The following is a 14,858-nucleotide window of genomic DNA, read 5'->3' on the forward strand; positions in this document are numbered from 1 at the left end:
TCTTCGGGCATGCGAGAAGTGGGAGGCGGACGCTGGTGCAGGCACCTGGGTCACGGACGGGGAGCAGGTTCGGTCCGTACGAGTTGCGGTCGATGCTGGGCAAGGGCGGAATGGGTGAGGTCTACGAGGCCTACGACACCGGCAAGGACCGGGTAGTCGCCCTGAAGTTGCTGGCGCCCGAGCTCGCCCAGGACCCCGCCTATCAGGTCCGCTTCCGCCGGGAGTCCCAGGCGGCGGCCAAGCTGGCCGAACCGCACGTCATCCCGATCCACGACTGGGGCGTGATCGACGGGGTGCTGTTCATCGACATGCGCCTGGTCCCCGGTACCGACCTGCGGTCCGTGCTGCACACGGGCGGGCCGCTGAGCCCCGAGCGCGCGGTCGCCGTCGTCGAGCAGATCGCCGCCGCCCTCGACGCCGCGCACGCCGGTGGCCTGGTGCATCGCGATGTGAAGCCGGCCAACATCCTGGTGACGCCCGCCGACTTCGCCTACCTCGCCGACTTCGGCATCGCCCACACCGAGGGCGACAGCGCGGTGACCCAGGCCGGGATGGCCATGGGCTCCTACATCTATATGGCGCCCGAACGCTTCGACGTCGGCCCGATCTCGCATCGCGCCGACGTCTACTCGCTGGCCTGCGTGCTGCACGAATGCCTCACCGGCGCCTCGCCGTTCCCCGCGGCCAGCATGAGCGTGCTGATCCGCGCCCATCTCTCCGAGGCGCCGCCCCGCCCCAGCGAGATCCTGCCCGGCCTGCCAACCACCCTCGACGAGGTCATCGCTCGCGGCATGGCCAAGGACCCGGCCGATCGATACCCCAGTGCGGGCGCGCTCGCGGTCGCGGCGCGGGACGGGCTGGCGGCGGCGATGATGCAGGGCGGTGCGCCGCTGCACACGCCGGGTACTCGCGGTCCCGTCGGCAGCGGACAGTCGCCCTTCGGCGCGGCCGGTGCGGCGTTCGGCGCCGCGGCCGCCGCCACCGGTGCTCGTCCGGTGCCGCCCGGCGGCGTGGTTGCCGGTGAGACGACCGGCGGATCCTCTGTTCCCGGTGCAACGACTGGTGGACGTGTCGTTCCCGGTGCGCCCGCGGGTGCGACGACTGGCGGACGGGCTGTTCCCGGGGCCACCACCGGGGGACGCGCAGTTCCGGGTGGAACTCCTGACGGTGCGACGACTGGAGGACGAAACGTGTCGAGTGGTGCCGCGACCGGTGGCCGTCCGGCTTCCGGCGGAACGCCTGCCGGATCGACGGCTGGTGGACGCGCCGTCCCCGGCGCGCCGGGAGAGGACGCCCAGGAGCCCACGCCGACGCCGACCGGTGAGTTCCGGGTCGTCGGCGCGGTGACCGCGACCGGCGGCATCGAGACCTCGCGCAGCCAGACCAGCGCGACCGGTGCGCAGCCGACGCTGATCATCCGTCCGCCCGCGGTCGCGCCCGGCCCGGCCGAGACCACCGGGTTCCATCGCATCCCGGTCGAGGGCACCGGCGAGGTCTCCATTCCCGCGGTGATCCAGCCGACCGGTCCCGCCGAGATCCGTGTCGCCGACACCCATTTCACCCCGCTCCCGTCGGCGGACGAACCGCCTGCGCCGGAGCCCCCGCCCGCCTACACCCCGGACCAGGGCCTGCCGAAGATGCGCCCGTTCCCGGACGCGCACCTCTACGGCGGTGCCCAGCCCGGCGACACCTCCGGCCCGGTCCCGGCCCCGCCGTTCCCCGGCCCCACCGGTTTCGTGCCACCCGACCCCGACCGCCCGGCCCCGCCGCCCCGGCTCGACGCACCGTCGGGCCCGGTCCCGCAGCGCGCCGCCCCGACCCAGCGGTTCGGCGGCGACGGTCCCGTGCCGGAAACCCACGGCCCGTCCAACCCGAACCCCCGTTTCGCGCCGACCCAGCAGTACGGCGACCAGCCTCCGCGATTCGAATCGTCCGCCGATCTCTTCGACGACAGCCACGCGAATCCCGGTGCCCGACCGGGTGACCCCGCGCGGCCGCTCGGCGACGGCCGCGCGCCCGGCGGATTCGGCCCCGATGGTCAGCGCTTCGACCACCCGGACGCCCGATTCGCTTCCCCCGCAGGATCGTTCGACGACGCAGGCCCCACCCCGGCACCCCGATTCGCGCCGACACAAAAGTTCGACGCCGATCAGTTCGGCCCGGACGCCCGGTTCGGCGGCCCGGCGGATGTCGATCCCGCCGCCCCTGAACGGGACCTGTTCGACGACGGACGGCCCACCCCGGCACCGGGTTTCGCGCCGCCGCAGAGGTTCGACGGCGAGCAGTTCGGCCCGGACGCGATGCGCGCGGGCGGCCTGCCCGGCGCCCCGGCCCGGTTCGGTGGCCCGGCCGACGACACCGATCCGCCCGCCCGCTTCGCAGCCCCGACCGAACAGTTCGGTGGCACCCCGGATCGGTTCGGCCCGCCGACCGAGCAATACGACCCGGCCGATCCGCTGCGCTCCGCGGCGACCCAGCATGTGAGCGGTGCGAACGACCGGTTCGGTCCTCCGATCGACCCGTCCGACGCACAGCGCTCGGCCGCGACCCAGCATTTCGGCGGCGCTCCGGACGACCGATTCGGTCGCGCCACCGAGCAGTACGACCAGCCGCGACCAGCCACCGCGCAGCGTCCGGGCACGGAGGATCACTTCGGCCCGGCCACCGAGCACTACGATCCGAAGCAGCCGTTCGGCGGCGCTCCGGGTGACGGGTTCGGTTCGGCCACCGAGCAGTACGACCCGACGCGATCGCCCGCGGCGCAACCGTTCGGGGGCGCTCCGGATGACGGGTTCGGTCCGGCCACCGAGCAATACGACCCGCAGCGGTCGGCGGCCACCCAGCACTTCGGTGGCGCCCCGGACGACGGGTTCGGTCCCGCCACCGAGCAGTACGACCCGCAGCGAGCAGCGGCCACCCAGCACTTCGGCGGTTCGCCCGACGGTCTGTTCCCCGCGACCGAGCAGTTCGACCCGGCGGGTATCGAGGCGCAGCGGTCGGCGCCGACCCAGCACTACCAGGGCGGCGCCGACCCGTTCGACGACCAGGATCCGCAGCGGGCCCAGGCGACCCGGCAGTATCGCGGCGGCGCGGCACCGTTCCCCGCGCACCAGGCGCCCGACGATCCGGCGCGCGCGGCCGCGACCCAGCACTACGCCGGGGGCGCGCCGGATGCCTACTCCCAGTACGACGATCCGCACGGCTCCTACGGCGATCACGCCTACCGCGACCCGAACGATCCGTACGGCCCCGACCCGGGCTACGCGCCGGATCCGGCCTGGCAGCAACGGGATTCGGGGCGCAGGCGCTCGCCGTTGCTGCCGATCCTCGTCGGCGTGCTCGCCGTCGTGGTGCTGGCCATCGGCGGCGCGATCGGCTGGCGGCTGATGTCGGCGGCGGATTCGGCGGAGACCACCAGCGCCGCGCCGAGTTCGGCCGCGCCGGGCAGTACCGGCGGTGCCCCCGGGACCACCGCGCCGCGGGCGACCACCGCCGCACCGACCACCTCGGCCGGTCCGGTGACCCTGCCCGCGGGCGCCCAGCCCTGCGAATCCGGTGCGGCTGCCGGCGCGTTCGGCAAGGCGGCGGTCGGGACCGCGGTCACCAGCTGCGGCTTCGCCGAAGCGGTCCGGGCGGCCTACGTCAGCGGTGGCACGGCACCGGGTCCGCGACCGGTGGTGGCGGCCAGCCCGGTGACCGGCCGCACCTACACGATGACCTGCACGCCTGAGGGCAAGCTCGTCACCTGCACCGGTGGCGAGAACGCCGTGGTCTACGTCTACTGACCCCTGCGGGTCAGCTCGCGGACGAGGCCACCGCCACCACGGTGTCACCGAGCCGGGTGATGGTGGCCGGATCACTCCACGACCCGGTGATCGACACACCGTCGGCGACCACGTCGGCACCCGCCGCGCGCAACCGATCCGCCATGTCCTGGTTGACCACCTCACCGGGCCCGGCCGTGATCACCGCGACCGGCTTGCCCGCGATCGCCGGCGCCGGGCCCGACCCCGCGTGCGTCAGCCAGGCGATCACGCTCTCGGCCAGCGCGGGCATCGCCGTCGCCTCGTCGGCGAACAGCAGCACGCCGTCGGCCTCCAGTGTCGAGCGGCGCAACTGGTTGGCGATCAGCGGCCGCCCGTCCTCGGTGTCGAGATCGGCCCGGTAGCCGGGCAGGGTGTCGAGTTCGGCCAGGGTCACCACGTCGAGGTCGTTGCGGATCGCGACCCGCTGGGCTTCGGTCGCCAGCTGCGCCGGGGCGGAGTCCGCGCCGGGTGCGGCGACGAGCGCGAGCAGATAGGCCATGGTCGCCCCCACCTACCTGGCCTGCCGGGCGATCTTCTGCGCCGCCGCCTCGATCGCCGCGTCGTCGGCCGCGCTCAGATCGAGGACGCCGATGCCGGTGATCCGGTCGGCCAGCGCGTGGTTCGTCTCCTGCAACCGCAGCGCGAAATCCTCGGCCACATCGGACTTCCCGGTGCCGTGCCCGAGCAGCACGAACGACGCGGTGCCGATCTCCTCGAGCAGCGCGACGGCGAGATCGTCGAAGTAGCGCAGATACACCTGGTGATCGTCGTGCCCGGTGTGCCGCTCGACCGTGCGCAGATGCCGGGCGACGGGGTCGGCGTTGCGCACGTCGCGCTCGGTGTCGCTGACGCCGGTGGTGTCCAGGTCGAAGTGCAGGATCCGGGCGGTCTCGGCGTCCATCGCGACGGCGAACAGCGATCCGGCGCCCTTCAATTCGGGGTGTTCGGCCAGCAGTTGCCGCGCGTGCTCGATGTCGCCGATGGCGACGCGGCCGTCGTGCGGCCGGTGGAAGACCTCGCGGTGCCCGTTCATCCGCACCGCGAGCCGATCACCCGATTCCTGCTCGACCGCGTCGGCGAGGTCCTCCCACAGGGAGACGAACCGGGTCCATTCGAGGTCGCGGGGCGCCGGATGTCCGGTGATCGCCGCCAGCGTCTTGCGGGTATGCGCGTTCACAGTGTTCTCCTCGGCGGGTCAACTCGATGGTGTGACAGTGACTTTCACGCTCTTCATCAGCGGTTGATCGCTCTCGGTGCTGTAGTCGCCGATCGCGCACAGCACGTTCATCTCCGGCATGTACCCGGCCGCGCAGCCCGGCGGGATGTCGTAGGGGACGACCTTGTACCGGTGCAGCGAGCGGGTCGACCCGTCGCGGGCGGTGCTGGTGATGTCGACCTCGTCGAACTCCTTCAGCCCGCGTTCGCGCATGTCCTCGTCGTTCATGAAGATCAGCGTGCGCAGGTTCTTCACACCGCGATAGCGGTCGCTGTCGGAGTAGACGCTGGTGTTCCACTGATCGTGGGACCGCTGGGTGGCCAGGGTGAGCACGCCGGGCGGGTTGATGGTGTCGGGCAGGGTCACCTTGGAGAACTCGGCCTTGCCCGACGGGGTCAGGAAGATCAGTTCGCGCGCGGGCTGGCGGATGCGGAAGCCCAGCGGCAGCCGCACCCGGCGGTTGTAGTCCTCGAAGCCGACCAGCGCCTTCGACATCACCTCGCGGATGCGGTCGTAGTCCTCGATGTAGTACTCCCACGGCGTCTTGGTCTGCGGCAGTGTGGCTTTGGCCAGGCCCGCCACGATCGCGGGCTCCGACATCAGGTGTTCGGAGGCGGGCTTGCGGATGCCCCGCGACATGTGCACGACCGCCATGCCGTTCTCCATCGAGGTGATCTGCGGACCGCTGCGCTGCTCGTCGCGCTCGGTGCGCCCGATGCAGGGCAGGATCAGCGCGCGCCTGCCGTGCACGACATGGCTGCGATTGAGCTTGGTGCTGACGTTGACGGTGAGGCCGCACTTCCGGTAGGCCTCGAAGGTGTAGGCGGCATCCGGCGCGGCGGCGACGAAATTGCCGCCCATGCCGAGGAAGAACTCGACCTTGCCCGCTTGCATCGCCTGGATCGTGGACACGACGTCGTAGCCGTTCGCGCGCGGTGGGTCGATCTTGCACACCTGGGCCAGCCGGTCCAGGAACTCCGCGCTCGGATTGTTGTCGATGCCGCACGTCCGGTTGCCCTGCACGTTGCTGTGCCCGCGCACCGGCGACGGGCCCGCCCCCTCGCGACCCAGATTGCCGCGCATGAGCAGGACATTGACGATCTCGCGGATCGTGTCGACGCCGTGCTCGTGCTGGGTGATGCCGAGGCACCAGCTCATGACCGTGCGGTCGGCGTCGCAGTAGATGCCCGCGGCCTTGCGGATGTCGCTCTCGCTCAAGCCCGATTGGCGCTGGATCTCGGCCCAGGTGGTGTCCTGCACCTCGCGCACGTAGTCCTCGAACCCGTCGGTGTAGCGCTCGATGAACTCGCGATCGAGCGCCTTGGGGTCGGTCTCGGCTTCTTCCAGTACGTGTTTGGCGATGCCGCGCATCAGGGCGAAGTCGCCGCCGATGCGGACCTGCAGATTCAGGGTGCTGGTCTTGGTGGCGTGGAAGGTGGCCATGTCGACGAAGTCGTGCGGGATGATCGCCTTGCGCGCGCCCGCCTCGACCAGGGGGTTGACGTGCACGATCTGCGCCCCGCGCTTGTGCGCCTCGGTCAGCGCGGTGAGCATGCGCGGTGCGTTGGAGGCCGCGTTGATGCCCATCACGAACAGGGCGTCGGCCTTGTCCCAGTCGTCGATGTCGCAGGTGCCCTTGCCGGTGCCCAGCGACGCCTGCAGCGCGCGTCCGCTGGCCTCGTGACACATGTTGGAACAGTCGGGCAGGTTGTTGGTGCCGTACTCGCGCACCATCAGCTGGTAGAGGAAGGTGGCCTCGTTGTTGAGCCGGCCGGAGGTGTAGAACGACGCCAGATTCGGGTCGGGCAGTTCGCGCAGCGTCTTGCCGACCATCTCGAACGCGTCCGGCCAGCTGATCGGGACGTAGTGATCGGTCGCGGCGTCGTAGACCATCGGGTGGGTGAGCCTGCCCTGGTCCTCCAGGTCGAAGTCGCTCCAGGTGGCGAGTTCGCTGACGGTGTGCGCGGCGAAGAACTCCGGGGTGCACCGTTTGTGCGTCATCTCCCAGCTGACGTGCTTGATGCCGTTCTCGCACACATCGAGCTTGAGGCCGTCGGTCGCGTCGGGCCAGGCGCAGCCGGGGCAGTCGAAGCCGTGCGGGGGGTGGTTCATCTTGAGGATGGCCCTGGTGCCGCTGAGCAACTCGTGCTCCTTGCGCACCATGAAGTTGCTGACGCTCATCGCCGCGCCCCAGCCCGCGGCCGGGTGGTGATAGGGCTTCACCGAGGGCACCGCGTCGCGATCGCCGTTGCCGCTGGGGCCGCTGTCGGGGTCATACGCGGTGTACGGACCGTCAGCCATGACGTGTTCCCTTCGATCGGAAGTGTTCGAAGCCTGTCGGTGCCCGGTTGCGATTCTCTACCGCCGAGGTCACGGATGGGCGTAGGCCCGGTACCGGCCCACCGACATCGAGCGTGTCGCGCGTGGGTCCGAGTGTGCGCCCCCTGGTCCGCCCGCGTCCAAGACCGACTTCCGAGCATCCGATAGGCGGCGCTTATCACCTCAGGTAGGGGCCCGAAAACCGCCTCTCACCTGCAATTTGGTGGTTTGACGCGGGCCGCGGGGTGCGGTGAGGATGGTGCATCGGCGCCGGGGAGACCGCCCCGTGACCGACGTTCGGAGGACCCCTTGCGCACCATCTCGACCCGGGCGCGGCCGGTGATTCGGCGGTTCACCACCGACATCGATCATCTGCCCGCCGCCCGGGTGTTCGTCGGCCTCGCCGTGCCCGGTCTGCTGCTCATCGCCGCGGGCCGCACCGACCTGCTCATCTACGCGGTGTTCGGATCCTTCACCGGTATGTACGGTTTCGCCGAGGCGTCGCGGCAGCGGCTGGTCCATCAGTGCGAGGCGGCGGTGCTGCTGGTCGGCGCGGTGGGCGGCGGCATCCTGCTGGCCCGGCTCGACGCCTCGCCCGCCGTCCTGGTCGCCGCGGTGGCGGTGTTCGCCGCGGTCGTCTCGCCGGTCACCGACCGGCTCGGCCTGCGGCCGGAGGGCCCGTTCTTCGGCATCTTCGCCCTCGGCGCGATCGCGATGGTGGCGGGCGCGCAGCCCGATCCGCTCGCGGCGCTGGCGATCAGCGCGGTCACCGCGGCGCTGTGCGTCGTCGTCGGGTATCTGGAGTCCTCCCGGCGGCAGTGGCGGGCGGGCACCTGCGTCCTGCCGGTGGCGATCGCGCCGCACCGGGCCGGGCGGGTCTCGATGGTCCAGGCGGGCCGCTACGCGCTCGCGATCTCGATCGCGGGCGGCATCGGGCTGCTGCTCGGCGTCGGCCACGCGAACTGGGCGATGGCGGGTGCGGCGGTGCCGCTGGCTGCGGCGAACTCCCGCGGTCGGATCACCCGCGGGCTGCATCGCGTGGTCGGCACGTTCCTCGGTCTCGCGGTGACCGCCCCGCTGCTGATCCCGGGCCCGAGCCCGGCGATGCTGGGGCTGGCGATCATCGCCCTGCTGTACCCGACCGAATTGTTCATGGCCCGCCACTACGCGGTGGCGCTCGGGTTCTTCACCCCGCTGATCATGTCGATGACCGAATTGGCCGATCCCACCGATCCGCTGACCATGCTCACCGATCGCGCGGTCGACACGGTGATCGGCGTGGCGGTGGGCGTCGCGGTGGCCCTGCTGATCCGCGAACCGGCGCCCGGCACGCCCCCGACCTCCCTGCCGATGACATGCGAACCGATGCATACTGTCGACATGGCTGACGACAACCAGTGGTACTACTGCATCAAGCACCATAAGGCCGAACAGGGCAAGACCTGCTGGTACGGCGACCGGATGGGCCCGTACCCGGACCAGGCCACCGCCGAGCGGGCGCTCGAGATCGCCAAGGCCCGCAACAAGGCCGCCGACGCCGAGGACGACTGAGCTGCTGTTCCGCCAACTCGAGTACTTCGTCGCCCTCGCCCGCGAACGGCACTTCGCCCGCGCGGCCGCGGCCTGCTACGTCTCCCAGCCCGCCCTGTCCGAGGCCCTGCGCAAACTCGAACACGAGCTGGGAGTCCCGCTGGTCCGGCGCGGGCGGACGTTCGAGGGACTGACCCCCGAGGGCGAACGACTCGTGTTGTGGGCCAGGCGGATCCTGGCCGACCGCGACGCGCTCGAGCACGAGGTGCGCGCTTTGCAGACCGGCCTCACCGGTGACCTGCGGATCGGGGTGATCCCGGCGGCGTCGGGCACCGTCGCCCTGCTGACCGACCCGTTCTGCACCGCGCACCCGCTGGTGCGGACGCGGGTCGAGACCAGCCTGCGCTCGGGCGACATCGTCGCGCGGATCCGGCGTTTCGAACTCGACGCCGGCATCGTCTACGGCGACGGCGTCGACACCGCCGGGCTCACCCGGACCCCGCTCTACGCCGAACGGCAGGTCCTGCTGGCGGGCACCGACCTGCTGGCGGGCCGGTCAGGCGCGATCACCTGGGCCGAGGCGCTCGAGATGCCGATGTGCCTGCTGCACAAGGGCATGCGCGGGCGCGACCTGATCGACGACGCGCTGGTCCCGTCCGGACTGGTCCCGGCGCCGCAGCTGGAGACCGATTCGGTGGTCTCGCTGCTCGCGCACGTGAGCACCGGCCGCTGGGCCTGCGTGGTGCCACAGCCCTGGCTCACGATCTTCCCGCCGCCCGCGGGCGTGCGGGTCCTGCGCCTGGAAGACCCGGCCGTCACCGCCGGAATCGTGCTCGTCACCCCGGCGGTCGACCCCGGCTCGGTCCTGGTGAAGGCGCTCATCGAGACCGCGCGCACGGCTGGCATCGACGACACCCTGCGGCGCTCGGCGCAGCGGCGCGAGAACTGAGATCGACATCGGCTATGAATAGGTCCGCGTTCGGTACTGTCGCTCGGTATGAGGAACCACCTCGGGATCTCCGCGGTCGGCAGGCTGGTCCGATCGATCCTGATCGGAGCGCTGGTCGGGGTGCTCGCCGGGGTGCTGTTCGGCCGGGGCGTCGCCCTGAGCGGCCTGATCGGGATCACGATGATGGAGCTGTCCTTCGTCGTCGCGGGCTGGCTGGTGCTGTGGCCGATGACCGCCGCGCAGGCCGAGGCGAACGTGCGGCGCGAGGACTTCCAGCCGTTCGTCGAGGAGATCTCGGTGGTGTCCGCGGCGGCGGGCGGGCTGATCGGCATCGTGGCGATCCTGGTGCTCGGCCGGTCGGAGGAGGGGCATGTCGCGGCGGCGACCGCGCTGGCCGGGGTCTTCGCCGCCTGGGCCGCGGTGCATCTGATGTACGCGGCGCGGTACGCCTTCCACTACTACGAATCACCAACGGGCGGCATCGATTTCAACTCCGACGCGCCGCCCTCGTACCGCGACTTCCTCTATTTCAGCTACAACCTCGGGATGACCTATCAGGTCTCCGACAACAATGTCACCAGTCCGGTGGTGCGGGCCATCGTGCTCCGGCACTGCCTGCTGTCCTACGCTTTCGGCACGGTCATCCTGGCGACGACGATCAACCTCGTGGTCGGTATCGCGACCGGCTGAGCGAACCCACCGCAACCCGACCGATGGGCACCTCCTGATGAGCAGAGTCACCGCACGGCGCAAGACGATCCGGCTGTCGCCGACCGGACGGATCCAGCGCCCGGACACCCTGGCGGTGGAGGAACCGCTCGAGATCCGCGTCGACGGGCAGTCGCTCACCGTCACCATGCGCACGCCGGGCAACGACATCGACCTGGTGCACGGGTTCCTGTTCGGCGAGGACATCATCGGCTCGGCCGACGACATCGTCACCGCCCGCTACTGCGCGGGCACCGACGACGAGGGCCGCAATACCTACAACGTGCTCGACCTGCGCCTGCGCACGCCGGTGCCGCTGCACACCCGCAACTTCCTCACCACCGGCGCGTGCGGTCTCTGTGGCAAGTCCGCCCTCGACGAGGTGCGCACGCATACCCGCTACCCGATCCCGCACGACACCGCGACGGTGTCCACCGACGTCCTGTCCGGCCTGCCCGAGCAGCTGCGCGCCGGGCAGAAGCTCTTCGACGCCACCGGCGGCCTGCACGCGGCGGGCCTGTTCACCACCGACGGCACCCTGCTCGCGGTGCGGGAGGACATCGGCAGGCACAACGCCGTCGACAAGGTGCTCGGCTGGGCACTGCGGGAGAACCGGATTCCGGCGCACGAGCTGATCCTGGTGGTGAGCAGCCGCGCGTCCTTCGAACTGGCGCAGAAGGCGGTGATGGCGGGGATCCCGATCCTGGCGGCGGTGTCGGCGCCGAGCTCGCTGGCCGTCGACCTGGCGGCCGAGGCGGAGCTGACCCTGGTGGGCTTCCTGCGCGGCGAGACGATGAATATCTACACGGGTGAACATCGTCTGACCTGAGCGTTTCACGGTCGAAGTGGGCGTTCGGCCATACTGCCCAGTACGGTGTCGGGACTGCTACCCCGGCATCGAAGCCCGGGGGGAGTTTAGAAACGAAGATGCTTTACATGATGACGAAAGATCGGCGCACCGTCCGGGTGGTGCTCACCGCGCTGCTCGCGGCCGTCGTGCTGCTCACCGCGGGGTGCGGCACCGGATCGAAGTCCGCGACCCCACCGCGCACGACGACCAGCACCGCCGCCGTCGACCCCGGCGCGGGCGGCGCGGGCGGCAACTTCTCGATCGCGGTGCCCGGCAGCCTGGCCGGCGACTTCAACGTCCTGCAGCAGGGTTTCCGCGGCAGCGTGGGACTGGCGGTCATGCCGGTCGGCGGGGACAAGATGGTCACCTTCGGCAACTGGTCCTCCGGTCCGGCCTGGTCGACGATCAAGGTGCCGCTGGCCATCGCCGCGCTCCGCAGCAACGCCTCCTACGCCACCGTCGCGACCTCGGCCATCACCGCCTCCGACAACGGCGCCGCCGACACCCTGTGGCAGTCGCTGGGCTCCGGCGCCGCCGCGGCCACCGCCGTGCAGAACGTGCTGCGCGAGGGCGGCGACATCACGACGACGGTGCCGACCACCCGCACCAGGGCCGACGCGTCGGTCTACGGCCAGGCGGATTGGACGCTGGCCGATCAGGTGCGTTTCGCTGCGCACCTGCCCTGCCTGCCGCAGAGCCAGCGCGTGGTCGGCCTCATGCAGCAGATCATCCCGAGCCACCGCTGGGGACTCGGCGCGTTCGGCAGCGCCGAATTCAAGGGCGGCTGGGGTCCCGACCTCGCGGGCAAGTACCTCGTGCGCCAGTTCGGACTCATCGACTCGCCCACCGGCCGGATCGCGATCGCCTTCGCGGCACAACCGGATTCGGGCTCCTTCAACGACGGCATGACCATGCTGGACAAGATGGCGACCCTGATCTCGGGTCATCTCGGCGAGCTCGCCGGAGGTCACTGCGCCTGAACAGCGCTGGTGCGGCAAGATGAACGCATGCGCATCGGAGTCTTGACCGGAGGCGGAGACTGTCCAGGGCTGAACGCGGTGATCCGGGCTGTCGTCCGCACCGCGAACGGCCGCTACGGCGACGCGATCGTCGGGTTCGAGGACGGCTGGCGCGGCCTCCTAGAGGACCGCAAGATCCGCATCCACAACGACGACCGCACCGACCGGCTGCTCACCAAGGGCGGCACCATGCTCGGCACCGCGCGCACCAATCCGGACGTGCTGCGCGCCGGGCTCGGCCGGATCAAGCGGACCCTTGACGACAACGGCATCGAAGCGCTCATCCCGATCGGCGGCGAGGGCACCCTCACCGCCGCGAGCTGGCTCTCCGACGAGGGGGTGCCGGTGGTCGGCGTCCCCAAGACCATCGACAACGATATCGACTGCACCGACGTCACGTTCGGCCACGACACCGCCCTCTCCATCGCCACCGAGGCCATCGACCGGCTGCACACCACCGCCGAATCCCACCAGCGCGTCATGCTGGTCGAGGTGATGGGCAGGCACGCGGGCTGGATCGCGCTCAACTCCGGCATCGCCGCGGGCGCGCACCTGACCCTGGTGCCCGAGGAGCCCTTCGACGTGGCGCAGGTGTGCGCCCTGATCAAGAGCCGTTTCCAGCGCGGTGACAAGCACTTCATCTGCGTGGTCGCCGAAGGCGCCCATCCCGCACCGGATTCCGGCTTCGCGCTGCGTGAGGGCGGCATCGACGAGTTCGGCCACGAGCGGTTCACCGGTGTCGCCCAGCAGCTCGGCTCCGAGATCGAGCGCCGGATCGGCAAGGAGGTCCGCACGACCGTGCTCGGTCACGTGCAGCGCGGCGGCAGCCCGACACCCTACGACCGCATCCTGGCGACCCGATTCGGCGTGCACGCCGCGGAAGCCGTGCACGCCGGGCATTTCGGGCAGATGGTCGCGCTGCACGGCACCGCCATCGGACTGGTTCCGCTGTCGGAGGCCACCAAGCAGCTCAAGCGGGTCCCGCCGGAACGGCTGAGCGAGGCGCAGGCCTTCTTCGGCTGAGCCGTCGCGGTCCTCGACTTTTCGGTGCGCGTCGGTACCGTTGCCGTATGCGTACCGGTCGAGTGATCGTTTCGGTTCTGTTCGTCGTCGCCGCGCTGGTGACGGGCTGTTCCTCGGACGAGGAGGCGGGCCCCGCCGTGCAGGGGCCCTGGCACGGGGACATCGAGGCGCCGGGCGCGCCGATCGCGATCGGCGTGACCTTCGCCGAGAACGGCTCGGCCACCATCGACATCCCGGTGCAGGGCGTGCGCGGCGCGGCACTGAAAGATGTGCGCACCGAGCCGGACCGGGTCGAGTTCACGGTCCCCGACGCACCGGGCGACCCGGGTTTCCGCGGCAGGCTCGACGGCGAACAGATCACCGGCGACTGGGTCCAGGCCGGTCAGCGGGTGCCGCTGGTGCTGCGCCGCGGGCCGGTCGAGAGCGTCGCCAGGCCGCAGGACCCGAAGCCGCCGTACCCGTACCGCAGCGAGGACGTCACCTACCGCAACGGTGACCTCACCATCGCGGGCACCCTCACCGAACCCGAAGGCAGCGGCCCGTTCCCGGCGATGCTGCTGATCACCGGCAGCGGCGCGCAGGACCGGGACGAGGAACTGATGGGCCACCGCCCGTTCCACCTGCTGGCCGACACCTTCACCCGCGCCGGCTACGCCGTGCTGCGCACCGACGACCGCGGCGTCGGCGGCACCGGCGGCAACCTCGACGACGCCACCTATCCCGACCTCGCGGCCGACGCGGCCGCCGGCGTTGCGTTCCTGCGCGCCCGGCCCGAGATCGACCCGGCGAAGGTCGGCCTGTTCGGGCACAGCGAGGGCGGCTATCTCGCCCCGCTGGTCGCCGCGCGGCCCGACAGCAATGTCGCGTTCGCGGTGCTCATGGCCGGTCCCTCGGTGGTCGGTGCCGATGTGCTGATCGAGCAGAACAAGGTGATCATGGCCTCGGCGGGCGCGCCGCAGAACGAGATCGACGCGCAGGTCGACTACGTCACCCAGTGGTCGGCGATGCTGCGCGCCGGTGACATCGAGGGTGCCAAGACCTTCGCCCAGCAGCACAACGACTCGCTGCCGCCCGACCAGCGCGCGTCCCAGGAGACGCTCGACTCCTTCAACACCCCGTACATGGCCTCGTTCATCACCTACGACCCGAAGCCCGCGCTGGAAGCGCTGCGGGTACCGGTGCTGGCCTTCTTCGGCGACAAGGACCAGCAGGTGCTCGCCACGCAGAACGAGCCGCCGATGCGGGCCAACCTGGCGGGCGACCCCGACGCCACCGTCTACACCTTTCCCGGCGTCAACCACCTGATGCAGCCCACCGAAACGGGCAAACCCAGCGAATACTCCTCCATCGAGACCACCATCGACCCGGCCGTGCTGACCTATGTCACCGACTGGCTCACCCAGCGCGTCCCGCCCCGCTAGAGCTTCCTAAGATAGAC

11 protein-coding genes are annotated in these 14,858 nt (G+C 70.9%); 8 read left to right on the top strand and 3 right to left on the bottom strand.

Translation table 11 applies throughout. The features are described 5' to 3' along the window. Positions 1-35 precede the first annotated feature (35 nt). Positions 36-3,785: a protein kinase gene (locus ACFYWJ_RS13945; protein ID WP_387163235.1), complete on the top strand. Its 3,750-nt coding sequence runs from the start codon at positions 36-38 to the stop codon at positions 3,783-3,785. 10 nt (positions 3,786-3,795) lie between these two features. Here the strand turns inward: ACFYWJ_RS13945 and ACFYWJ_RS13950 are convergent, their stop codons facing one another. From ACFYWJ_RS13950 to ACFYWJ_RS13960, 3 genes are read right to left on the bottom strand one after another with little or no spacing between them, the layout of a single operon-like run. Beyond that, positions 3,796-4,305, bottom strand: coding sequence for an NAD(P)H-dependent oxidoreductase (locus ACFYWJ_RS13950; protein ID WP_355282697.1), 510 nt, complete (start codon positions 4,303-4,305; stop codon positions 3,796-3,798). Between the two features lie 12 nt (positions 4,306-4,317). After that, positions 4,318-4,983, bottom strand: coding sequence for a hypothetical protein (locus tag ACFYWJ_RS13955; RefSeq protein ID WP_355282699.1), 666 nt, complete (start codon positions 4,981-4,983; stop codon positions 4,318-4,320). Positions 4,984-5,001: 18 nt separating this feature from the next. Continuing rightward, a complete protein-coding gene (locus tag ACFYWJ_RS13960; protein WP_355282702.1) occupies positions 5,002-7,323 on the bottom strand; it encodes an FdhF/YdeP family oxidoreductase in 2,322 nt (773 codons plus the stop codon). Positions 7,324-7,650: 327 nt separating this feature from the next. Here ACFYWJ_RS13960 and ACFYWJ_RS13965 point away from each other — a divergent pair, with 327 nt between their 5' ends. The 7 genes from ACFYWJ_RS13965 (at position 7,651) to ACFYWJ_RS13995 (ending at position 14,841) form a co-directional block, all read left to right on the top strand. Then, entirely contained in the window at positions 7,651-8,892 is a 1,242-nt protein-coding gene (locus ACFYWJ_RS13965) for an FUSC family protein (protein ID WP_355282705.1), read from the top strand. 1 nt (position 8,893) lies between these two features. Then, positions 8,894-9,820 (top strand): LysR family transcriptional regulator, encoded by a 927-nt coding sequence (locus ACFYWJ_RS13970; protein ID WP_355282868.1) that lies wholly within the window; start codon positions 8,894-8,896, stop codon positions 9,818-9,820. Between the two features lie 48 nt (positions 9,821-9,868). Continuing rightward, positions 9,869-10,510: a DUF1345 domain-containing protein gene (locus ACFYWJ_RS13975; RefSeq protein WP_355282707.1), complete on the top strand. Its 642-nt coding sequence runs from the start codon at positions 9,869-9,871 to the stop codon at positions 10,508-10,510. Between the two features lie 37 nt (positions 10,511-10,547). Beyond that, positions 10,548-11,357, top strand: a complete 810-nt coding sequence (fdhD, locus tag ACFYWJ_RS13980; protein WP_355282710.1) for a formate dehydrogenase accessory sulfurtransferase FdhD — start codon at positions 10,548-10,550, stop codon at positions 11,355-11,357. Positions 11,358-11,467: 110 nt separating this feature from the next. Further along, complete coding sequence (locus ACFYWJ_RS13985; RefSeq protein WP_355282713.1) at positions 11,468-12,358, top strand: hypothetical protein; 891 nt, start codon at positions 11,468-11,470, stop codon at positions 12,356-12,358. Between the two features lie 27 nt (positions 12,359-12,385). Beyond that, positions 12,386-13,420 (top strand): ATP-dependent 6-phosphofructokinase, encoded by a 1,035-nt coding sequence (locus ACFYWJ_RS13990; RefSeq protein ID WP_355282716.1) that lies wholly within the window; start codon positions 12,386-12,388, stop codon positions 13,418-13,420. Between the two features lie 47 nt (positions 13,421-13,467). Then, positions 13,468-14,841 carry an alpha/beta fold hydrolase gene (locus ACFYWJ_RS13995; protein ID WP_355282719.1) on the top strand — a complete coding sequence of 458 codons (1,374 nt, stop codon included), beginning with the start codon at positions 13,468-13,470 and terminating at the stop codon, positions 14,839-14,841. Positions 14,842-14,858 lie beyond the last annotated feature (17 nt).

Source organism: Nocardia sp. NPDC003269 (genome assembly GCF_042888005.1).
In the GTDB taxonomy this organism is placed as follows: domain Bacteria; phylum Actinomycetota; class Actinomycetes; order Mycobacteriales; family Mycobacteriaceae; genus Nocardia.